Annotated in this window: 19 protein-coding genes and 1 riboswitch; of the genes, 10 read left to right on the top strand and 9 right to left on the bottom strand. The window is 60.9% G+C overall.

Annotated elements, in window-relative coordinates; all coding sequences use genetic code 11:
- Positions 1-71: 71 nt before the first annotated feature.
- Positions 72-794 carry a phosphodiester glycosidase family protein gene (locus tag IE127_RS18030; protein ID WP_244640312.1) on the bottom strand — a complete coding sequence of 241 codons (723 nt, stop codon included), beginning with the start codon at positions 792-794 and terminating at the stop codon, positions 72-74.
- Between the two features lie 330 nt (positions 795-1,124).
- On the opposite strand from IE127_RS18030, the gene IE127_RS18025 reads away from it, so the two are divergent.
- Entirely contained in the window at positions 1,125-3,131 is a 2,007-nt protein-coding gene (locus tag IE127_RS18025) for an aldo/keto reductase (protein WP_189427172.1), read from the top strand.
- Positions 3,132-3,236: 105 nt separating this feature from the next.
- Positions 3,237-3,390, top strand: a riboswitch (FMN riboswitch).
- A gap of 98 nt (positions 3,391-3,488) precedes the next feature.
- The gene (locus IE127_RS18020; protein ID WP_189427171.1) at positions 3,489-4,475 is read left to right on the top strand and encodes a DMT family transporter; all 987 of its coding nucleotides are present in this window, start codon (positions 3,489-3,491) and stop codon (positions 4,473-4,475) included.
- A 36-nt stretch (positions 4,476-4,511) separates the two neighbouring features.
- Here IE127_RS18020 and IE127_RS18015 read toward each other — a convergent pair whose 3' ends face one another.
- Positions 4,512-5,633, bottom strand: a complete 1,122-nt coding sequence (locus IE127_RS18015) for a Gfo/Idh/MocA family protein (protein WP_189427170.1) — start codon at positions 5,631-5,633, stop codon at positions 4,512-4,514.
- 121 nt (positions 5,634-5,754) lie between these two features.
- On the opposite strand from IE127_RS18015, the gene IE127_RS18010 reads away from it, so the two are divergent.
- The 6 genes from IE127_RS18010 to iolB all read left to right on the top strand — a co-directional run bounded on the left by IE127_RS18010 (position 5,755) and on the right by iolB (position 12,581).
- The gene (locus IE127_RS18010; RefSeq protein ID WP_189427260.1) at positions 5,755-6,615 is read left to right on the top strand and encodes a MurR/RpiR family transcriptional regulator; all 861 of its coding nucleotides are present in this window, start codon (positions 5,755-5,757) and stop codon (positions 6,613-6,615) included.
- 135 nt (positions 6,616-6,750) lie between these two features.
- Positions 6,751-8,667, top strand: coding sequence for a bifunctional 5-dehydro-2-deoxygluconokinase/5-dehydro-2-deoxyphosphogluconate aldolase (locus tag IE127_RS18005; protein ID WP_189427169.1), 1,917 nt, complete (start codon positions 6,751-6,753; stop codon positions 8,665-8,667).
- 55 nt (positions 8,668-8,722) lie between these two features.
- Positions 8,723-10,570, top strand: coding sequence for a 3D-(3,5/4)-trihydroxycyclohexane-1,2-dione acylhydrolase (decyclizing) (gene iolD / locus IE127_RS18000; RefSeq protein ID WP_189427168.1), 1,848 nt, complete (start codon positions 8,723-8,725; stop codon positions 10,568-10,570).
- A gap of 47 nt (positions 10,571-10,617) precedes the next feature.
- Entirely contained in the window at positions 10,618-11,535 is a 918-nt protein-coding gene (gene iolE, locus IE127_RS17995) for a myo-inosose-2 dehydratase (protein ID WP_189427167.1), read from the top strand.
- A gap of 55 nt (positions 11,536-11,590) precedes the next feature.
- Entirely contained in the window at positions 11,591-11,815 is a 225-nt protein-coding gene (locus IE127_RS17990) for a DUF3329 domain-containing protein (RefSeq protein WP_189427166.1), read from the top strand.
- Positions 11,778-12,581 carry a 5-deoxy-glucuronate isomerase gene (gene iolB / locus IE127_RS17985; RefSeq protein WP_189427165.1) on the top strand — a complete coding sequence of 268 codons (804 nt, stop codon included), beginning with the start codon at positions 11,778-11,780 and terminating at the stop codon, positions 12,579-12,581. Before IE127_RS17990 ends, iolB begins: the two co-directional genes overlap by 38 nt.
- Positions 12,582-12,636: 55 nt before the next feature.
- Here the strand turns inward: iolB and IE127_RS17980 are convergent, their stop codons facing one another.
- Positions 12,637-13,917: an ABC transporter substrate-binding protein gene (locus tag IE127_RS17980; protein ID WP_189427164.1), complete on the bottom strand. Its 1,281-nt coding sequence runs from the start codon at positions 13,915-13,917 to the stop codon at positions 12,637-12,639.
- Between the two features lie 211 nt (positions 13,918-14,128).
- Between IE127_RS17980 and IE127_RS17975 the strand changes: the two genes are divergently transcribed.
- The gene (locus IE127_RS17975) at positions 14,129-15,175 is read left to right on the top strand and encodes a LacI family DNA-binding transcriptional regulator (protein WP_189427163.1); all 1,047 of its coding nucleotides are present in this window, start codon (positions 14,129-14,131) and stop codon (positions 15,173-15,175) included.
- Here the strand turns inward: IE127_RS17975 and iolG are convergent.
- Positions 15,172-16,209: an inositol 2-dehydrogenase gene (gene iolG / locus IE127_RS17970; RefSeq protein ID WP_189427162.1), complete on the bottom strand. Its 1,038-nt coding sequence runs from the start codon at positions 16,207-16,209 to the stop codon at positions 15,172-15,174. The genes IE127_RS17975 and iolG overlap by 4 nt on opposite strands.
- 91 nt (positions 16,210-16,300) lie before the next feature.
- Complete coding sequence (locus IE127_RS17965; RefSeq protein WP_189427161.1) at positions 16,301-16,861, bottom strand: MarR family winged helix-turn-helix transcriptional regulator; 561 nt, start codon at positions 16,859-16,861, stop codon at positions 16,301-16,303.
- A 101-nt stretch (positions 16,862-16,962) separates the two neighbouring features.
- Here IE127_RS17965 and IE127_RS17960 point away from each other — a divergent pair, with 101 nt between their 5' ends.
- Positions 16,963-18,513: an MDR family MFS transporter gene (locus IE127_RS17960; RefSeq protein WP_189427160.1), complete on the top strand. Its 1,551-nt coding sequence runs from the start codon at positions 16,963-16,965 to the stop codon at positions 18,511-18,513.
- A 19-nt stretch (positions 18,514-18,532) separates the two neighbouring features.
- On the opposite strand, the gene IE127_RS17955 is transcribed toward IE127_RS17960, so the two are convergent.
- The 4 genes from IE127_RS17955 to plsX form a co-directional block, all read right to left on the bottom strand.
- Positions 18,533-18,994 (bottom strand): MerR family transcriptional regulator, encoded by a 462-nt coding sequence (locus IE127_RS17955; RefSeq protein WP_189427159.1) that lies wholly within the window; start codon positions 18,992-18,994, stop codon positions 18,533-18,535.
- A gap of 22 nt (positions 18,995-19,016) precedes the next feature.
- Positions 19,017-19,328 carry an integration host factor subunit alpha gene (locus IE127_RS17950; RefSeq protein ID WP_189427158.1) on the bottom strand — a complete coding sequence of 104 codons (312 nt, stop codon included), beginning with the start codon at positions 19,326-19,328 and terminating at the stop codon, positions 19,017-19,019.
- Positions 19,329-19,510: 182 nt separating this feature from the next.
- Positions 19,511-20,488, bottom strand: coding sequence for a beta-ketoacyl-ACP synthase III (locus IE127_RS17945; RefSeq protein ID WP_189427157.1), 978 nt, complete (start codon positions 20,486-20,488; stop codon positions 19,511-19,513).
- Positions 20,485-21,567, bottom strand: a complete 1,083-nt coding sequence (plsX, locus tag IE127_RS17940; RefSeq protein ID WP_189427156.1) for a phosphate acyltransferase PlsX — start codon at positions 21,565-21,567, stop codon at positions 20,485-20,487. Before plsX ends, IE127_RS17945 begins: the two co-directional genes overlap by 4 nt.
- Positions 21,568-21,579: the final 12 nt, after the last annotated feature.

Raw genomic sequence — 21,579 nt, 5'->3', positions numbered from 1 at the left:
CGATTTCGCTTCGGGCTTGTACGGTTCGAACCGCGGCGCGTCACTTGCTCGATGAAGCTTTCGTCTGAAAACTACTCGACGAGACCGATCATCGGTCCGAATCCACCGTGCCAAGACACATCTCGACGCCGAATGGATGGATCGTAGAGTCCGGTGCCGTTTCCACCGTCCAGGAACAGGGCGTTTGAGCACTTCAACTCATCGCGAAACAGCCGCGCGAAATCGTGGAAATTGACGTCATCCTCGCTGATCGCCAACCGCACCTTACCGTCCTCGCAGACACCCACTCCGCTCCGGCGGGTTCGATCGGTCGAGCCCGGGATCAATGCCGGATGCAATTCGCCATCGATGACGAGCATCGGCCCCGACTGAGTGGCGTAGCGCACCGGCGGCCTCGACGCCTCGAAAGCCTCAGTCGTCATGACCCCTGCCCCGGCCTCCGAGAGAAAGAACACGCCGTTGGGTTTCTTGTAGAAATTGGGCGTCTTTGCCGGCTCGGCTTCGATGGAAATGGTATTGAGGGGCCGCAATTCCTCGCCGTTTTCAACATAGAGACCGGACGGTGTGAAATCCGGAAGGTACATGCCCGCATTCATCGCGAACACAAGCCTCTCATCCTGGTCTGCGAGCGCTGCGCCAAGGTTCATGAAATGCTTGTAGGGCGCCCCTTCAGGTCCTTGCCAGAACAGGCGAAGATCTTCTGCGGCCGGGTCCACCGTGCAAACGATGTAGCCGGCTTCAGCGAACCTTGCGGGAGAGCAATGCTGGGCGCTTGCCGGAGAAGACGGCGTCATTGCAAGCAATCCAAAGATCATCCCTAGCGCCCATAGTCGCAATTTGCTCGCTCCTTGTCTGAACACGAGCGCCCCTAGAGCGCGAATGTGACGATTGCAGGACTGATATGCTCAGTTTCAGGACAGGCATGCCGCATCTTAGCCTCGTGCCGAAACCTTACTTTTGGCCCGTTCGGTATTTCCATCGGACAAGACGGTGGTTAGAACTCGGGTGCATTATCAATAGTCGCGGGACCGTGCCACGGTCGGCCTCCAGCAACCGCATTCAAGCCCAAGACAAAAAGACAGCCACCAGACCTTCGAGCGGGTGGCCGAAGTGAGGAGATCACCATGTGTGCAGACAAGATTCGCTGGGGCATTATTGGGCCCGGTGGCATCGCAAAGGCGTATGCGGGAGGCATCGCGCATTCTGAGACCGCAACCCTTGCCGCAATCGGCACCCGCAACCCCGATCGTCCCGGCCTTGCCGAGGATTTTCCCGGCGCGCAGATCATCAAGGGATACGACCAGCTTCTGGCCGATCCGGACATTGACGCAGTCTATATTGCGACACCACACCCGATGCATGCGGAATGGGCGATCAAGGCAGCGCGGGCCGGCAAGCACGCAATGGTTGAAAAGCCGCTGGCGCTGAGCGCCTTCGAGGCTGACGCGGTGATGCATGAGGCGCGCAAGGCCGGAACGTTCCTCGCCGAGGCGTTCATGTATCGCCTGCACCCGCAGATCGCCAAGCTGCTTGAGATGATCAAATCCGGCAGCGTTGGCGAGGTGCGCAAGATCCAGTCGAGCTTCGGCTTCAAGCTGCCGAAGTTCATGCCTGAGCATCGTCTCTACGCCAATGATCTGGCGGGTGGCGGCATTCTCGACGTTGGGTGCTATCCGGTATCGGTCTCGCGGCTGATCGCTGGCGCCGTCGCAGGGAAGCCGACGCTCGAGCCAAGCAAGGTGGTCGGAACGGCACATCTCGGTCAGAGCGGCGTGGACGAATGGGCTTCGGCGATCTTGCATTTCCCGAACGACATTGTCGCTGAGGTGTCGTGCGCTGTCTCGCTGCAGCTCGACAATGTGCTGCGCATTTACGGCACCGAGGGGCGGATCGAGATTTCCGACTTCTGGTTCGCAAGCGGCAAGCAAGGCGGCACCGGTGTCATCACCGTCATCCGCCCCGATGGCACACGTGAGGAGGCAACGGTCGAAGAGAGCCGTTGGCTCTACAGCTTTGAGGTCGATGGCGCCGGCGAAGCGATCCGGGCTGGCCAGCAGGAGCTGACGGCTCCCGGCATGACCTGGGACGACACGCTCGGCAATCTGCGTGTGCTCGACCAGTGGCGGAACGCCGCCGGGCTGACCTACGAGATCGAGAAGGCCCCGAACAGGCCGCTGACGCTCGATGGCGACAAGCTTGGGCCGAATGGCACAGCCATTCCGAAGCGCGATATTCCGGGACTCAACAAGAAGGGTTCCGTCGTTGCGCTCGGCTTTGAGGATTTCCGAAGCTTTGCGAGCGGGGCGATCCTGCTCGATGCCTTCTACGAGGCGGGCGGCAACATCTTCGATACTGCCTTTGTCTATGGCGGCGGCTACACCGAAAAGCTGTTCGGCGAATGGCATCGCTCACGCGGCGTGCGCGAGGAGTCGATCCTCATCGGCAAGGGCGCCCATTCGCCACTGGTCTATCCGGATGTCATCGCCAAGCAGTTGACGCAAAGCCTCGAGCGGCTGCAGACGGACTATATCGACGTCTACTTCATGCACCGCGACAACCCGGACGTGCCGGTGGGCGAGTTCGTCGATGCGATGGATGCGGAAGTTCAGGCGGGGCGGATCCGCGGCATCTTCGGTGGGTCCAACTGGACCAAAGAACGCATGGACGAGGCGATCGCCTATGCAGAGCGCACTGGAAAGACCAAGCCGGGGGCATTGTCGAACAACTTCTCCCTGGCCGAGATGATCGACCCGATCTGGGCCGGCTGCGTGCACTCATCCGATGCCGAGTGGAAAAGCTGGCTGAACGAACGCCAGATCCCGAACTTCGCATGGTCGAGCCAGGGACGCGGGTTCTTTACCGACCGTGCCGGCCGCGACAAGCGGGACAACGAGGAACTGGTGCGCTGCTGGTATTCCGAAGAGAACTTCGGACGCCGCGACCGTGCCGTCGAGTTGGCCAACAAGCTCGGCATGAGCCCGATCCACGTGGCGCTTGCCTATGTGCTGGCACAACCCTTCCCGGTGATCCCGCTGATCGGACCGCGCCGCCTGCTTGAGCTCGAAGATTCGATGCGTGCCTTCGACATCAAGTTGAGCCCCGAAGACGTGAAGTGGCTTGATCAGGGCTGATTGACAGCATCGAGCCCTATGGGCGCAAGTCGGTAACACCAATGTGCCGCCTTGCGCCCCTGCCCGGCTTGGCCTAATTATCCCCGTGTGCGGCCTTGGTCGCACATATGTTCTCAGGGCGGGGTGAAACTCCCCACCGGCGGTGATGAAGCAATGCTTCCAGCCCGCGAGCGCCGTGCTGACTTCTAGTCGGCGCGGGTCAGCAGATTCGGTGTGATTCCGAAGCCGACGGTTACAGTCCGGATGGAAGAGAACGGGACGGCCAAAGGTGCTGGTGCGCGCAGACTTGCGTGCGCCGACGCGCCTGCGATCCCCCGTAAACCCTGAGGTAGCTGGGTCTTACGGAAAGGATCACGAATGAACCAGATTACCTCTCCCCTCTCCGGCGCCGCCGTTTTCGGCGCGCTGTTCATGCTTGGTGCAGGCGTCACCTTCGCCATCACCAACGTCATTACACCTATCGTGACCTACGGCATGGGTGTTCCGTCGACGGCCGTCGTTTTCTGGCAGTATCTGATCGCCACGGTCTTCGCATTGCCACTGATCCTCAAGATCGGCTTTTCGGCGCTAAAGACACGGCATCCGTTCGCGCACGAAGTTCGCGCGTTCCTCTCTGCGCTCGGGGTGCAGTTCTTTGCCTTCGGTTTCGCCAGCGGCGTGCCGGTGTGGCAGATGGTGGCGCTGTCGATGACGGGGCCATTCTTCATCATCACCGGGGCGACGCTGTTTCTGGGTGAGCGGCTGACGCCGCAACGGCTCGGCGCGACGCTTGTCGGCTTCATCGGCGCGGTGATGGTCTCGCAGGTCGGCTCGGAGCAGTTCACGATGGCATCTCTGCTGCCAATTCTTGCGGCAGCGTGCTGGGGCACTGTTTCCGTGATCACCAAATATCTGACCCGCGATGAAGCGCCGGAATCGCTGACGCTGTACATGCTGGTGCTGATCACCCCCAACCATTTGCTGATCGGGCTGATACTCGGCATTGCGATCGCTGTGCTGCCGGCGGGCACCCTGCCCGCAAGCCTCGCGACCGGCTTCGACTTCGTGCTGCCGGGCGGCAATGCGCTGTGGCTGATCGTTGTGCTGGGGCTCGTGACCGCGGCAGCGCAGTATTGCATCAGCCTCGCCTACAAGGCCGCTGACGCAACTTATTTGCAGCCATTTGATGATTTGAAGCTGCCGCTCAATGTCTTGGCGGGATGGCTGATCCTCTCGCAGACGCCAGCCCTGGTGTTCTGGCCGGGTGCGGCGCTGATCATCGGCGCGTCGCTATTCATCCTCTATCAGGACAATGGACGGCTCAGCAAAAAGCGCGGGCCGCTGACGATCCCCGAAAGCGCCTGACAGATACAAAGGGTCGCCATCCGGCGGCCCTTTTTCTTAGCTGAGATCGACCCAGCCGCCACTCTCATGAGAACGCGCCATGGCATGGACGGCACGCTCGATGGCAAGACCGCGCTCGAAATCAATGACACGCGCGCCGGCATCGCCATCTATCGCGCGCAGCAGTTCAGCGCACTCGATGATCTTGAGATCATTGAATCCGAGGCCATGCCCCGGTGCGGGAACGAAGCGACCATAGGGATCGTGCGCCGGCCCTGCGAGAATGGTGCGAAACCCCTGCACGGCCGGGTCATCATCGGCGCTGTAGAACTGCACTTCGTTCATGCGCTCCTGATCATAAACGATGCTGCCGCGCGCGCCGTAGATCTGCACGGCAATGCGCCCCTTGCGGCCCCATGCGGAGCGATTGACGCACAATACGCCAGAGGCACCGGATTCGAGTTCAAACAGGATGTTGGCGATGTCGTAGGTTTCAACCTCGCGTGAACCGCCGTCAGCCGTTGGGCGGGCCGCGAACGGCTTACTCATATGCGTGACGACACGGCGCGGCAGGCCGACGAGTACGCTGAGGAGCGATAGCGGATGAACCGCAAAATCATCGAGGGCACCATACCCGTGGGCGCCATCACTCTTGGGGCCGAACGGAGATGACGCATCGGCCATGAAATCCTCGTCCATTTCGATGCGCATATGCGTTACCGCGCCGATGGCGCCCTCGTGCAGCAGACGCTCGATCTGCCGGATCATCGGGTTCTGGATGTAGTTGTAGCCGAGAATTGCGGCGGTGCCGGCGGCGCGGGCGGCATCGCGCATGCGGGCGGCATCCGCTTCAGCCGGCGCCATCGGCTTTTCGCACCAGACATGCTTGCCGGCCTCAAGTGCTGCAATGGCCATTTCGGGGTGCAGCGCATTGGGGGTGGTGATCGAGACCACATCGACCTCAGGATCGGCGATCAGCGTGCGCCAATTGGCGGTGGACTTTTCAAAACCGAAGGTTTCTGCACGCTCGGCAGCAAGTTGCGGATCGGCTTCGGCAAGATGAACCAGTTTCGGGCGGCGTTTGGGCCCAAAGACGGCCCCGACGCTCGTCCAGGCGAGCGCATGGCACTTGCCCATATATCCCGTTCCAATCAGGCCCACTCCGATTGTCGCGCTCATAGATCTCTCCCGCACCAGGCTTTCCGCTTATTGCCTAAATGGAATGAATCTTCCAGCCACGCTTGATTGGGAGCCCGCTATGGGGAAGATTGCTCTCCTGTTCCAGCAAGCCAGGATTCCTATGGATAGTGACAGCGACAAGGCACTGCCGCCGGCCGATTTCGATGCCCTGCGCTCCTCAATACTCGAGCGCAAAACGCATCTGCCGAAGCGTCTGATGCAGGTCGCTGTTCATGCCCTCGACAACCCCGATGACATTGCCTTCGGCACGGCGGCGAGTATCGCCGAAGCCGCGGAAGTGCAGCCATCAACACTTGTGCGCTTCGCGCAGCTGTTCGGATATGACGGCTTTTCCGCGATGCAGGCGATTTTTCGTGCCAGGCTTCGGGACCGCACGTCCAGCTATGAGGATCGGCTGCGCCGGCTTGAAGAGGATGATGGATCGCTCTCCGAAAGCGCCGCGATCCTGCACGGCTTCGTTGGCGCAGGCCACCGTGCCCTCGATGCCCTCGACAGCGCTATCGACCCGGATGCCTTCGACGAGGCGATTGAACTGCTGGCCGGAGCCGAGACCATCTACCTGATCGCCAAGCGTCGTTCGTTTCCGATCAGCAGCTACATGGCCTATGCATTCGGCAAGTTGCGCGTGCGCTATGCGCTGGTCGGAACGGCTGCCGGGATTGACGACGAGGTACTTGCGATGGCCGGCCCGAAGGATGCTGCGTTCGCCGTGAGCTTTGCCCCTTATGCCTCGGAAAGCTCGGCACAGGCGCGGCTTCTCGCAAGCAACGGTGTGCCGATCGTCTCGCTGACCGACTCTGCGCTGTCGCCACTGGTCGAGTGCTCGCGAATGTGGTTCGAACTTGTTGAGGCCGACCATGCCGGGTTCCGTTCGCTATCCGCCAGCATGGCGTTCGCCATGGCCGTGACGGTTGGCGTGGCCGAAAAGCGGAGACGACAGCCAGACAAGCGGCAGGGGTAAATTCGAATGGAACTTGCATTCCAAATTGACGTGCATCCAGAACTCATGTTTTAGAACGACCGCGTTCTGGAGGTACCGAACGGTGAAAGCCGTAGCGCCACGCAGGACGCCAGACAGATCAGCCGGGAGAAGAATGTGTCCGAAAGCACCAGCAAGAGCTTCGATCTCGATGTCATCACGATCGGTCGCGCCTCTGTCGATCTTTACGGCCAGCAGATCGGCACGCGGCTGGAAGATGTCGGCAGTTTCGCGAAGTCGGTCGGTGGGTGCCCGTGCAATATTTCAGTCGGCACTGCCCGGCTAGGCCTCAAATCAGCGTTGATTACCCGTGTCGGCGCCGAGCAGATGGGCCGGTTCATCACCGAGCAACTGCAGCGCGAAGGTGTGGAGACAGCGGGCATTGTCTCAGATCCAGAGCGTCTGACAGCTTTGGCTATTCTCTCGGTACAGAGTGAGACTTCGTTTCCGCTGCTGTTCTATCGAGACAATTGCGCCGACAACGCACTTGAAGAAAGCGATATCGACCCGGCGTTCATCGCACGGTCTCGTGCAGTGCTGGTGACCGGCACGCACTTCGCCAAGCCCAACACCGCAGCAGCACAGCGCAAGGCGATGAAACTCGCCAAGGAAAACGGCGCGCAGGTGGTCTTCGACATCGACTACCGGCCCAACCTTTGGGGCCTCGCCGGACATGACGCAGGCGATAACCGGTATATTGCCTCGAAAGAGGTCTCGGAGCGCATGGCCGAAGTTCTGCCGGAATGCGATCTGATTGTCGGTACGGAAGAAGAAGTGCTGATTGCTGGCGGTGCGTCGGATCTGCATGAGGCTTTGAAGGCCATCCGTGCCCTCTCTGCGGCGACCATCGTGCTGAAACGCGGGCCGATGGGGTGCATCGTTTATGATGGAGACGTGCCCGACGATCTCGAGGACGGCATTGTCGGCAAGGGCTTTCCGATCGAGGTCTACAATACGCTTGGCGCAGGCGATGCGTTCATGTCCGGGTTTCTCCGCGGTTGGCTGCGCGGCGAACCGCACGAAACTTCCGCGACCTGGGCGAACGCCTGCGGCGCTTTTGCCGTATCGCGCCTGCTATGTGCGCCGGAAATCCCGACCTGGACCGAGCTGCAGTATTTCCTCGACAACGGCAGCAAGCACAAGGCGCTGCGCAAGGACGAGGCGATCAACCACGTTCACTGGGCGACGACCCGGCGGCGCGAATGGCCGGAGTTGATGGCGCTTGCCATCGATCATCGCAGCCAGATCGAAGACATGGCCGGCTCGGACAAGGCAAAGCTCGAGCGGATACCGCAGTTCAAGGCGCTCGCTGTCGAGGCAGCGGTGCGAGTGGCAGGCGACAAGCCTGGCTTCGGCATGCTGCTCGACGACAAATATGGCCGCGAGGCCCTGTTCCGCGCCGAAGAGGCGGGGCTGTGGGTGGCACGGCCGCTGGAGCTTCCGGGCTCACGCCCGCTTCGGTTCGAGTTCAGCCAGGATTTGGGCTCGCGGCTGATTGACTGGCCGGTGGATCATTGCGCCAAGGTTCTGTGCTTTTACCACCCGAAGGACATGACCGGCCTCAAGCAGAACCAGATCGACAAGGTACGCACGGCCTATGAGGCCGCGCGCAAGGTCGGGCGGGAGCTGTTGGTGGAGATCATCGCCGGCAAGCACGGAACACTCGATGACGACACGGTCGCGGAGGCGTTGACCGAATTCTATGAGGCCGGCATCAAGCCGGACTGGTGGAAACTCGAGGCGCAGGACAGCCCGGCTGCGTGGGCTGCGATTGATGCGGTAATCGAGGCGCGCGACCCGCTGTGCCGCGGCGTTGTGCTGCTCGGGCTGGATGCGCCGCAGGACACGTTGACAGCGAGTTTTGCGGCAGCGCGCACAGCGCGCACTGTGCGCGGCTTTGCCGTTGGCCGTACCATTTTTGGTCTCGCGGCAAGAGCCTGGCTCGACGGCCAGATGAGCGACGAGGAGGCGGTCTCCGACATGGCGGAACGCTTCCAATCGCTGGTTTCTGCCTGGCAGCGGGCCAAAGCCTGAAGATCGTCACACTGAACGCTTAGCGAAAACCGGCAACCCGGCGAGGAGCAGATACATGGCCCAGAACACGATCCGCCTGACAATGGCGCAGGCCGTGGCGCAATTCCTATGCGCGCAAAAGACCATCATCGATGGCGAGACGGTGCCGATTTTCGGCGGCCTGTTCGCGATTTTCGGTCATGGCAACGTGGCGGGCGTCGGTGAGGCGCTGTACTCGGTGCAGGACCAGTTGCCGACCTACCGGGCGCAAAACGAACAGGGCATGGCCCACGCAGCAATCGCCTACTCGAAGGCGAATTTCCGCCGCCGGTTCATGGCGTGCACCTCCTCCATCGGCCCCGGCGCGCTGAACATGGTGACGGCGGCGGCGCTGGCACATGTCAATCGCATCCCGGTGCTGCTGCTTCCGGGCGACATCTTTGCCAACCGCCTGCCCGACCCCGTGCTGCAGCAAGTCGAGGATTTTGGCGACGGCACCATCTCCGCCAATGATTGCTTCAAGCCGGTCAGCCGCTATTTCGACCGGATTACGCGGCCCGAACAGATCATTCCGGCTTTGCGTCGTGCCATGCAGGTGCTGACCGACCCGGCAGAGTGCGGCCCGGTAACGCTTTCGCTCTGTCAGGACGTACAGGCAGAAGCTTATGATTATCCTGAGAGCTTCTTTGCCGAGAAGGTCTGGATGCCACGCCGGATCATGCCAGATGCCGACGAGTTCGCCGAGGCAGCAGCGGCGCTGCGAAAGGCCAGCAAGCCGGTGCTGATCGCCGGCGGCGGGGTGCTGTATTCGGAAGCCACCGAAACCCTTATGCAGTTCGCCGAAGAACACAGCGTTCCGGTGATGGAGACGCAGGCTGGCAAAAGCTCGCTACCGCACGATCATCCGCTCAACATGGGATCGGTCGGGGTGACGGGGTCCTCAGCCTCGAATGCGTTGGCCAAGGAAGCCGATCTGGTTCTGGCTGTCGGCACGCGCCTCGCAGATTTCACCACCGGCTCCTGGGCCCTGTTCCAGAACGAAGATCTCAAGATTGTCGGGCTGAACGTTCAGCCGTTCGATGCCGCCAAGCACAACGCGCTGCCGCTGGTGGCCGATGCGCGCGCCGGCCTCGCAGCGCTCGACCAGGCGCTCAAGGGCTGGGAAGTTTCCGACGAGTGGCGCACCCGTGCCTTTGAGGAAAAGCAGACCTGGCTCGAAGCTGCCGATGCGGTGACCGCAACAACCAACGCTGCCCTGCCCTCGGATGCGCAGGTAATCGGTGCGGTGCAGCGGGCGCGCCCTGACTCGGTTCTGGTGTGTGCGGCCGGCGGCCTACCGGGCGAGTTGCACAAGCTTTGGAAATCGACCGGCCCGGGCAGCTACCATCTCGAATACGGTTTTTCGACCATGGGCTACGAGATTGCCGGCGGTCTTGGCGTGAAACTGGCACGACCCGATGACGACGTCGTGGTGATGGTCGGCGACGGCAGCTACATGATGATGAACTCGGAACTCGCCAGCGCGATCATGCTGGGCGCCAAGCTCACCATCGTTCTGCTGGACAATGCCGGTTATGGCTGCATCAACCGCCTGCAGATGGCGACAGGTGGTGCGAACTTCAACAATCTGTTGAAGGACACCAACCATGTCACTCTGCCGGGAATCGATTTTGCTGCGCACGCAGCCTCGATGGGTGCCAGCTCACGCAAGGTTTCCTCGATCAGCGAGCTGGAGACGGCCCTCGCGGAGAGCAAATCCGAAGAGCGCACCAGTGTGATCGTCATCGATACCGACCCGCTCGAGACAACCGACGCCGGCGGCGCCTGGTGGGACGTGGCCGTGCCGGAAGTGTCTGATCGCGAACAGGTCAACAGTGCCCGCAAGGGCTATGTCGACGCGCTCAAAGCGCAGCGCATCGGCTAGGACAACGCGTAAACGCAGCGCCCTGAGCGGCGTGGAGGAGCATACCCGTGAAAGCCAAACTCGGCATGTCGCCCATCGCCTGGTGGAACGACGATCTGGTTGAACTCAGCGACGACGTTTCGCTGGAAGAGTGTCTGCGGCAGTCCCGCTCCGCCGGGTTTACCGGCATGGAAATGGGCCGCCGGTTCCCGAGCGACCCTGAGGTGATGCTGCCGATTCTTAAGGAAGCGGACGTAACGCTTTGCGGTGGCTGGTTCTCCGGTACGCTCGTCAACGAGGAACTTGCGGCCAACAAAGACCGCATTGAGCCGATGATCGAGCTGTTTCGCGCAGTCGGTGCACCGTGCATCGTTTACGGCGAAGTCGGCCGTTCGATCCAGGGTGACCGCTCGGCACCGCTGGCGCAAAAGGCGCGTCTCGACGACGATGAGATGAAGGCATACGCGCGCAAGCTCACCGAATTCGGCGAATGGTGCGCGGAACGTGGCATGCCGCTTTCGTACCACCACCACATGGCGGCGGTGGTCGAAACCGAGGACGAGCTCGACGCCTTCATGAACCACTCGGGCGCCGGCATTCCGCTGCTGCTGGATGTCGGACATCTGGTGTTCGGCGGTGGCGACGCGATGCGGGCGATCGACAAGTACCATGCGCGGATCAACCACGTGCATGTCAAAGATCTGCGCCTTGACGTGATCAACGGGCTGGACCGTACGAAGCAATCCTTCCTCGATGCCGTGGCGCTCGGCGCTTTTACCGTGCCCGGCGACGGATCGTTGGATTTCGAGCCATTGGTCAAGCGCCTGGCCGAGCACGGCTATGAAGGCTGGTTCGTGGTCGAGGCTGAACAGGACCCGAAGGCCAACCCGCCGCTGAAGATGGCAGAGGTCGGCTACAAGGAATTGATGCGGATCATGACTGCCGCCGGTTACACCGTCGAGACCCAGGGCTTTCCAAGGGGCTGATCGGCGCGCCGAAATACTCTATCCATCATCGCGGACATGCAGAAAGGTGGACGGAGTGAAGCAAGACGAAACCAGATGGCTGCGGCCGCTCTGGCTACGCATCATTCTGACGGCGGTCATCGCCGTCTGGTGTGGCTGGGAGTGGTTCGGCGGCGAGCCGCTATGGGGCGTGCTGACGGCCGGCATGCTGGCCTACGCCATCTACACATTGTTTATCGCCTTCCCGAAGGAGACCCCACCAGATGACACAACCAGACCTCCGGGTCCGCCCGAGCGCTAAATCCGGCCTCGTTCACAAGGTCACGCCAGAATCCGCCGGCTGGGGCCATGTGGGCTTTGCACTTCACAAGCTCGCCAGCGGCGAGACCGCATCTGCCGAAACCGGGCGCGAAGAAGTCTGCCTGGTTCTGGTGACGGGCAAGGCCAAGATCACGGTCGGCGACGAGTCGTTCGGCGAACTGGGCGAGCGGATGAGCCCGTTCGAGGGCGAGCCTTACGCTGTCTATATCCCGGCTGGGCAATCCTGGCATGCCGAGGCGACGACGGATCTCGAACTCGCCGTGTGCAGCGCCCCCGGTGAAGGCGGAAGCCTGCCTGCCCGTGTCATACCGCCGGGCACGAACCCCCGGATCACCCGCGGCAAGGGCTCGAACACACGGCATGTTGTGAACATTCTGCCGGAGACCGATCCGGCGGAATCGCTGCTGGTGGTCGAGGTGATCACACCGGCGGGCAACACCTCTTCCTACCCGCCGCACAAGCACGATACTGACAACCTGCCGCATGAGAGCCTGCTGGAAGAGACGTACTATCACAGGTTCAACCCTTCGCAGGGCTACGCCATGCAGCGCGTCTACACCGATGACCGCTCGCTCGATGTAGCGATGGCGTTGGAAGACGGCGATGTCTCGCTAGTGCCCCGCGGCTACCATCCGGTGGCGACGATCCACGGCTATGACAGCTATTATCTCAACGTGATGGCCGGTCCGAAGCGGACGTGGAAATTCCACAACGCCAAGGAACACGAATGGCTGTTCGATAACTGAGACAGAAAAAAGGGGGAGCAAATGCTCCCCCTTTTTTCTTGTTCTATGGGATCGATCAGTTGACCGAGCCGCGTTCGAGGATGCTGTTGACCTCATCAAAGAACGCCTGACCGGCGTCTTCCGGCGACTGCATGCCGAAGGCGACTTCCTGGCTCTTTGTGATCAGTGCCTTTTCGATTTCGCCAGCGGCAGGCGGAGGTGGCGGCGGCAGCGGACCAGCCAGCTCGCCGAGGTTCGCAACGAACTCCAGAGCCGCCCTGCTCTTCTCGTCAAGCTCTGGGGCGATGGCTTGGCGCACTTCTGAATCGGCGGGAATTCCGCGCTCCACACCGAGAATTCGACCAGCTTCAATGTCGTTGACAAAGAAGTTGATGAAGTGCGCCGCGGCTTCCGGATCCTGGCTGGAGCTGGTGACCGAGAAGAACATTGACGGCTTGCGGTAGTGCCCGCCGGTCGAATCCTCGGAAATTTTCGGATAGATCGCGATATCGATATTATCCTCGTTGATCTCCTGGAAGGCCACGAGCTGGTTCGACGTCTTGAAGGCAGTCGCGGCCTGGCCTGTCGTGAGAACCGAGGTTTGGGCCGGGCCGACATCGGCGGCCTGAACTTCGGCGCTGACACAGGCATCTGCGGCGCGCAGTTCGTTCCAGAGCTGGAACCACTCAATAAGGTCAGAGGCCTCAAAGGCCGGTTCACCCTCGGCGGTATAGAGGGCCTTGCCCTTCTGACGCAGCCAATTCTCCAGCAGCAACTCAACGCCGCTACCGTCGGAAAGCAGCTTCATGCCGTCTTGAGCCTCAGCGAAGCGCGCGCCTGCTTCCAGCAATTCCGGGTACGTCATCGACATTGGATCGATCTCGATGCCGGCATTGCTCAACGCAGTGGCATTATAGAGCGTCGACCCCGCGTTTGACCCGAGACTGATGCCGTACAGGGAACCATCAATGCGACCGCCATCGATCTGGTCTTCATCGAAATTACTAAGGTCCAGCACGCCGCCGACATACTCATCGAGGGGAACGAGAGTGTTACGTCGCGCATACTCGACGATATAGCGGTAATCCATCTGGCAGATGTCCGGCGCGTTGCCGCCAGCAGTCTGCGTCGCAAGCTTGGTCCAGTAATCTTCCCAGCCGAGAAATTCACCATCAATCGAAACGTCGGGATTTGCCTCGGTGTAAAGGTCGGTAACGCCATAGGTGCGGTCTGCGCGCGGCTGGCCACCCCAGAAGATCAGCCGAAGCATTGCCTGCTGCGCGAAGGCCGGTGAGACACCGAGGCTTGCTGCGAGCGCGGCGCTTCCCATCATGAATTGTCGTCTATCAATGCGCATTGTCTTTTCCTCACATGCGGTGGCACGAGCATCCCGGCGCAGAACCGGGACTTTCCGAACTTAGGCTGGCTCTACCATACAAGAGCGGGCATGCAAATGAAACGTTGTCATTCCCTTGTGAACGATGCTTAGCGCTCCCGCCTTGATTCTGACCGCCAAAAGCGTGCATACATGACAACGATGTCAACAAGACAGAGTTTCCGGAGGTAGGGTGGAGCCTGAAGGAAAGCCTCGCGGACGCCGCCCGGTCACAATAGTCGACGTTGCGGAGCACGCTGGCGTCGCGCTTGGTACGGTTTCGAGATACCTCAATGACCGGCCTATGCGCGAAAGCAACCGCCGCATGATCGCCGACGCGATTGCGGCGCTGGGCTATCGCCGCAATGCTGCTGCTGCCTCAATGAAGTCGAACAAGTCGCAGTTTGTCGGCCTCATGGTTCCTTCGCTTGGCCAAGTGCATGCGCGGCTGATTGATGATCTCATACGATTGCTGCGATTGCGTGGCAGGACGGTACTGCTTTATCGGCACGAGCAGGACGCGCGATCGTTTGCTGACGGCCTGGATTTTTTTGCAAACCATCGCGTCGACGCCGTGGTGATGGATGGCAATGAACAGCTTTGGGAGGCGGCCAAGGAGCAGCTTCCTGACAACGTACCCGTAATCCTGTTCGACAACGATCTGCCCGGTATTGTTGCGGACAGAGTGCTGGTCGACAATCGTGCATCAAGCGCCCTGCTGGTGGAGCAGATAATTGCTGCCGGCCACAGGAGAATTGCTACCGTTCATGGCCCCCTGCACCGGTCCGTGGCACGCGATCGCCTCGCCGGATACAAAAGCGCATTGGCTGCGCACAACGTACCCACGGTCGCCGAGTACATCTGCAATGGCGATTGGACTGAAGAAGGCGGCTATTTCGCCGTCTCTCGCTTGATGGCGCTCGAGGCCCCGCCAACAGCAGTTTTCAGCGCCAACTACAATATGACAGTCGGTGTTCTACGCTGGCTTCGCGATAATGGCCTGACAATAGGCTGGGACATTTCGCTGGCGAGTTTCGATGACGTCGAACTGTTCGCCCTGCATCGGCCAGGCATCACTGCCGTAGCGCAACCGGTTCCGAGATTGGCGGAAGCGATCGCTGCGACGATCATTGCCCGCCTCGAACACCCGGAAGCCCAACAGCGCCACGTCGCGCTGTCAGGCGAACTGATGATACGTGGCTCGGTGGCCAGCGTCGGCACGCAGGAGGCGGAGCGCTAGCGGCCCTGAAACACGTCACGCGTTGCGAGGGCGCCGGTGACCTCCGAGATCTTTACGGCACGCTGCTCCTTGACGGACTTGAGCGCGGCTTCGGCGAGTGCGAGCGCCAACATGCCGTCGAGGCCGCTCGGCGTCGGTAGAGATTTTGATTCAACCGCATCAACGAATGCGCTGATTTCGTTGGCATATGCTTCGGTGTAGCGGGTCATGAAGAAATCATGCAACGGCGGGCGCGTGTAACCGTCGGCTGTTGCGATCTCAATGGACACCGGACGCTGATTTTCTGCGGAGACGGCCCCCTTGGCGCCGTGCACCTCGATGCGCTGATCATACCCATAGGTGGCGCGGCGCGAGTTGGAAATTGAGGCATGCCGACCACTGGCGGTGGTCAGAATGATGCTGGCGCTATCGAAATCGCCGGCCTCGCCGATTGCCTTGTCGACGAGGTTGGAAGCGTGCGCCGTGACGGTCTCGACAGCCTCGCCAAGGAGAAACCGGGCCATGTCGAAATCATGAATGGTCATGTCGCGGAAGATGCCGCCGGAGCGCTTGATGTAGTCGACCGGGGGCGCGCCGGGGTCACGCGAGACGATCTGCACCATCTCGACCGCACCGATCTCGCCGCGCTCGATGACGGATTTCAGCGCCATGAAGTGCGGATCGAAGCGACGGTTGAACCCGACCATCAATGTCGCCGCTTCCGCATCCACAACCTTCAGGCAAGCTTCGACGCGTTCGATGATGAGATCGATCGGCTTTTCGCAGAAGATCGCCTTGCCGGCGCGCGCGAAACGTTCGATCAGGTCGGCATGTGTGTCGGTGGGCGTGCAGATGATAACGGCATCGATATCGGCAGCGGACTCGATGGCATCAATGCTCCGCACTTCGCAGCCATATTGTCCGGCGAGATCAGACGCCGCTTGCTCGAAAGCGTCGGCAACGGCGACGAGCTGCGCTCTGCTGTTGGACGAGACAGCGCGGGCGTGAACCTTACCGATGCGCCCTGCGCCAAGCAGGCCGAAACGAATGCTCATGCAAATTACTCCAATTGTGAGTGCGGTTTTGTGTGCGGACTTAATCGGCGCAAGCCGACGCAATCAATGGGCAATCGGCACAATTCGACGGCTAATTGCCTGGCCCTGAAAGATTGCGGGTTCGCGCTTCTGAAACCCATTGGCTGAAGCGCTCAAACAGTGCCGAGAACTGAACAAGATCTGCCTCCGACCAGCCGCCTAGCGCCTCCGCAAACAGCTTCAGCTTGTGGGTTCTAAAGCGCCGGGCGTAATCCGCGCCCTTATCGGTCAACTCAAGGCAAATCCTGCGCGCATCAGCCTGTGACGCAACCCGCTTGAGAACGCCGCGCGACACGGCATCGGCCACCAACCTGCTGGCACGAGAGGGGTCTACCCCCAATCGCTCCGCCACCGTGCCGACAGTGACCTCATCGAGTTCGGGTTTGCCTTCGACCAGAAACAGAATGTCGAGAGCCGATGCTTCGATATCGAGGTCAAGTTGCTCGATAATCATCCGGCCGAGCTCGCGCCGAGCTATCGACTTTCGAAGGTCCTGCATAATGCGGTCGATAACGATCGTTGCCTGTGCAGAAGCCGATGACATTCCCTCCTGCTGCAGGAATTGCAGCTGCTTATGGTGAAGCGACGTTTCGGTGGAGACTGGCTTGGCCATCTGACACGATCGTTGAAGTTCCAATATCACGCCGAGTGTGTATGTCATTGACATATGTTTGACAACGGCACAGAAATACGCCGCTTGTCCAGGAGAGCCCTATGTCTGCGACCACAGCCGACGCCCGACCGCAAATGAGCACACGGCGAAGGATGACCATCTACTTTGCGGTGCTGGTCGGTATGTTCATGGCAGCGCTCGACATGCAGATCGTCGCGACTGCTCTGCCCACGATCGCAGCCGATCTTGGCAAACTCGAGCTGTTCGGCTGGGTGGGTGCCGCATACCTGCTGGCGACTGCGTCGGTGACGCCGTTCTACGGCAAGCTCGGGGATCTGTTCGGCCGCAAGCCGGTGTTCATTACGGCGATCACCATCTTCACACTCGGGTCGCTGGCCTGCGGCATGGCCTGGTCGATGGAGAGCCTGATTGCAGCCAGGGTGCTACAAGGGCTTGGCGGCGGCGGGCTGATGACCTCGGCCTTTGGCATTCTGGCGGATCTGTTCGAGCCGCGCGAGCGCGCCAAATACCAGGGCTATGCTGCGGCCGTGTTCACGCTTTCGAGCCTGATCGGCCCTGTTGCAGGTGGGCTGATCAGCCAGACGGCGGGATGGGAATACATCTTCCTCATCAACCTGCCGATCGGCGTCGGGGTGATCTTGGCGCTGGCGCTGGTCATGCCGCGATTCGAAACCGGGCGGCAGCCAACGATCGACGTGCCTGGCGGCCTGCTGCTGGCGCTTGCCGTCACGACAACCGTGTTCTGGGCCGAAGAAGCGCTTGGTAGCGGCTACGGGGGCATTGTGCCCTATATCCTGCCGGTGATCGCCCTGGTCGCGATTGTGGGCTTCATCCTTGTCGAGCGCCGCGCTGAGGAGCCTATCGTCCCACTCAGGTTGTTCTCGACCCGCACGATCACACTCGCCTTGTCGATCTCGGTGATCTCGGGCGTGGCGACGCTCGGGATGCTCAACTATTTCGCTCTGTTCCTGCAAACGGTGACAGGTCTTGAGCCTGCAATGGCAGGGCTACTGTTCGTGCCTTCGGCAATTGGCTCACTGGTCGCTTCCATTGGCTCGGGCTACTTGGTTGCGCGCACGGGGCGGTACAAAATGTTCCCGGTGGCTGCGATGGCAATCGGCGTCGTGGTTCTGATGGCCTTCACGCAGGTGCAATCGACGACACCGCTGTGGATGATCTGCGTGATGATGTTCTTCTTTTCGTTTTCCATCGGACTGCAGATGCAGACGCTGATGGTGGCGGTTCAGGCAGCCGCCCCGCACCGCGACGTTGGTGCGGCGACCGGCACCATCACGCTGGCGCGCATGATCGGCGCGTCGCTTGGTCTCGCCGCGAATGGCGGGCTGCTGACGGCGGCTTTGACCCGGGTGGGCAATGGCCTGTCCGAGGCGACCGCAAGCGTCATGCCCGGCACGATGAACGATATGACACCAGCAGCGATCGCCATCCTACCGGCACAAGCGGCTGGCGAAGTGGTGACCGGATTCACGCTTGCGTTCGCCGATCTGTTCCACTTCGGAGCGTTGCTGTTTGCAGTCGGGTTTGTCGCCGCGCTGTTCCTGCCCAACGTGAAGCTGGGCTCCAAAGAGGCAGGTGAAGACAGCGCACAGCTGCAGCCTGCCGCAGAGTAAGCGGCAGGTAAGTTAAGCGTCAGGTTTCGCGAGCGCGCTCGAGCATCCGCTTGCATTCGAGCAGATCCTTGAGGACATCGGACAGCTTGTCACGCGCATCCTGGTCGAGGCCGCCGGCAGCGCCTACGCCGAGCTTGGCATCCTCGATGACAGCCGCGTCGCTGGCGTTCTGAGCGCTTTCTATTTCCGGCAGGATTTCTTCAAGTGGTTTGCCCTCGGCCATCGACACGACGTAGCGCGGCCCCTGATCCTTCAGGATTTTCTGCACGCCCTTGATGGTGAAGCCCTTGTCATAAAGCAGGTGACGAATGCCCTTCAGGAGCATCACGTCGTCCGGCCTGTAGTAGCGCCGACCACCGCCGCGCTTCAGCGGCTTGATCGTTGAAAAGCGCGTCTCCCAGAAACGGAGCACGTGCTGCGGCAGATCCAGTTCTTCGGCCGCTTCCGAGATCGTTCGAAAGGCGTCGGGCGACTTGTCCACCACTCACCCCAGCAAAAAAGCCTTATTTGACAGGGGCGATCATAGATTTGTTGATCCGGGATTTCAACACGTTGCTTGGTTTGAACACAAGAACCTGCCTCGGCAGGATCGGCACCTCTTCGCCCGTCTTGGGATTGCGGCCGATCCGCTCGTTTTTCGAACGGACCTGGAACGATCCAAACGATGACAGCTTGACGTTCTCGCCTTCGACAAGCGCGTCGGTGATCATGTCCAGCACGCGCTCAACGAGCTCCGCCGATTCGGTGCGCGACAGTCCGACAGTCCCATAAACTGCCTCAGCCAAATCCGCCCGAGTAACCGTCTTCCGAGTCATCCGCACCTCCGTGTACGCCTCAAGGCTATTTTCCGGAACGGGCGCCACCGGCAACCGTATGTCCGAGTAGAACTGGCACGATCATGCTCGAGGTCGGTTCTTCACGGCCCCGACGCCTGCCTCCTCAACCCGAAAAACTGTAGACCTCTGAAATACTAGAGGTCAATCCAGCACATTCACTGTCACCAGCGGATCAGCGATGCGCCCCAGGTAAAACCGCCGCCCATTGCCTCAAGCATAACAAGCTGCCCCGGTTTGATTCTGCCGTCTTCGACCGCGGTCGACAGCGCGAGCGGAACTGATGCGGCAGAGGTATTGGCGTGCTGATCGACTGTTGCGACGACCTTATCGGCAGAAAGCCCGAGTTTATGGCCGACGCCGTCGATGATGCGCTTATTGGCCTGGTGCGGCACGAACCAATCGAGATCTTCGACCTGATGACCCGATTGTTCCAGTGTGCTGTGGACAACGTCGGTAATCATGCCGACGGCATGGCGAAACACCTCCCGCCCCTCCATGCGCACATGGCCTACGCCAAGCGTCGATGACGGACCTCCGTCGACATAAAGCTTTTGCCAATGCTGCCCATCCGAGCGCAGGGACGAGGCCAGAACACCACGCTCCGGCGCGTCATCGGCCAAGTCTACCCGTTCAAGGATTGCAGCGCCCGCGCCATCGCCAAACAGAACGCATGTTGCGCGGTCGGTCCAGTCGAGCAGGCGCGAGAAGGTTTCGGCGCCGATGACCAGCGCCCGGTTCGCCAGCCCATTCTTGAGGTAGCTGTCAGCTGTCGCCACCGCATAGACGAATCCGGAACAAACCGCCTGCAGGTCGAATGCCATGCCGCGGGTGATCCCGAGCTTGTTCTGTACGAGGGCTGCAGTTGCGGGAAAGGTGTAATCCGGCGTGGTTGTCGCGACGATGACGAGATCGATATCCCCAGCATCAAGCCCAGCGTGCGCCAGCGCTTTCCTGGCGGCCGAAACGGCAAGATCAGAGGTAAACTCGCCCTCCGCCGCAATATGCCTCTGCCGGATACCGGTGCGCTGCACAATCCACTCGTCGGATGTATCGACGAGCTTGGCGAGATCCGCGTTTGTCAGCACTTTTTCGGGCAGATAGCCGCCTATGCCGCGGACAATTGATCGCGTTCTGGTCACGCCGGGTTGGCCTCCGGTTTACTGGCTTTCCCGTCTTCGGCAGTGCTGTCGGCGGGTTTGATTGGAAAACGCTTGAGCCCTTCATCGATCTTGTCGATCAGCCGGCTCCGAGCCATCTCGTAGGCAAGGCCCACAGCGCTCTTGTAGCCGACTTCGTCGGTGCCGCCGTGAGACTTGATGACGATGCCATTGAGTCCGAGAAACACACCGCCATTCACCGAGCGAGGATCCATCTTGCGGCGGAGGGCATTGAGGGCGCTGCTGGCGAACAGCGCGCCGACCCGCGACATGAAGTTGGCCTTGAGTGCGTTGCGCAGATAGGTCCCCACTTGCCGCGCCGTGCCCTCTGCAGTCTTGAGCGCGATATTGCCGGTGAAGCCTTCGGTGACCACCACGTCAACTGTACCCTTGCCGAGATCGTCGCCTTCGACGAACCCGTGATACCTAAAACCGGCGCCACTGGCCTCCGAGAGGTAGCGCGCGGCCTCACGTACTTCATCGAGCCCCTTCACTTCCTCGGTGCCGACATTGAGCAGCCCGACGCTGGGCTGCTGCTGGTCAAACAGCGCCCGGGCCAGAGCAGCCCCGAGAATGGAGAAATCGACAAGCTGGCGGGCATCGGCACCGATGGTGGCACCAACATCGAGTACAATGATATCGGAGCGCAAGGTCGGCCAGATTGCCGCGATGCCCGGACGCGAGACGCCTTCGATCGGACGCAGGCAGAACGTCGCCATTGCCATGAGAGCCCCGGTATTGCCACCCGAAATGGCAACGTCGGCCTCGCCATCCTTGACGGACTGCAGCGCCGCCCACATGGACGAGTTTCCGCGGCCCTTGCGTAGCGCCTGGCTCGGTTTGTCGTCCATCGCGATGACCGTTTCGGAATGGCGAATGGTAGAGACAGCCTTGAGGTCAGGGAACTCCTCGAGCAACGGCTTCAGGACTTCCTCGCGGCCATGGAAGATATAGCTGGTGTTGCGGCGTTCTCGCAGCGACAACTGCGCGCCATGAAGTGCGATACGTGGACCGTTATCGCCGCCCATGGCGTCAACAGATATGCGTATTGTGTCGGTCATGTCCGCCCACTT

Source organism: Devosia pacifica (assembly GCF_014652635.1).
GTDB lineage: Bacteria > Pseudomonadota > Alphaproteobacteria > Rhizobiales > Devosiaceae > Devosia > Devosia pacifica.
Note: the sequence above shows the minus strand (reverse complement) of the source record. Positions and strands in the feature narration are given on the sequence as shown.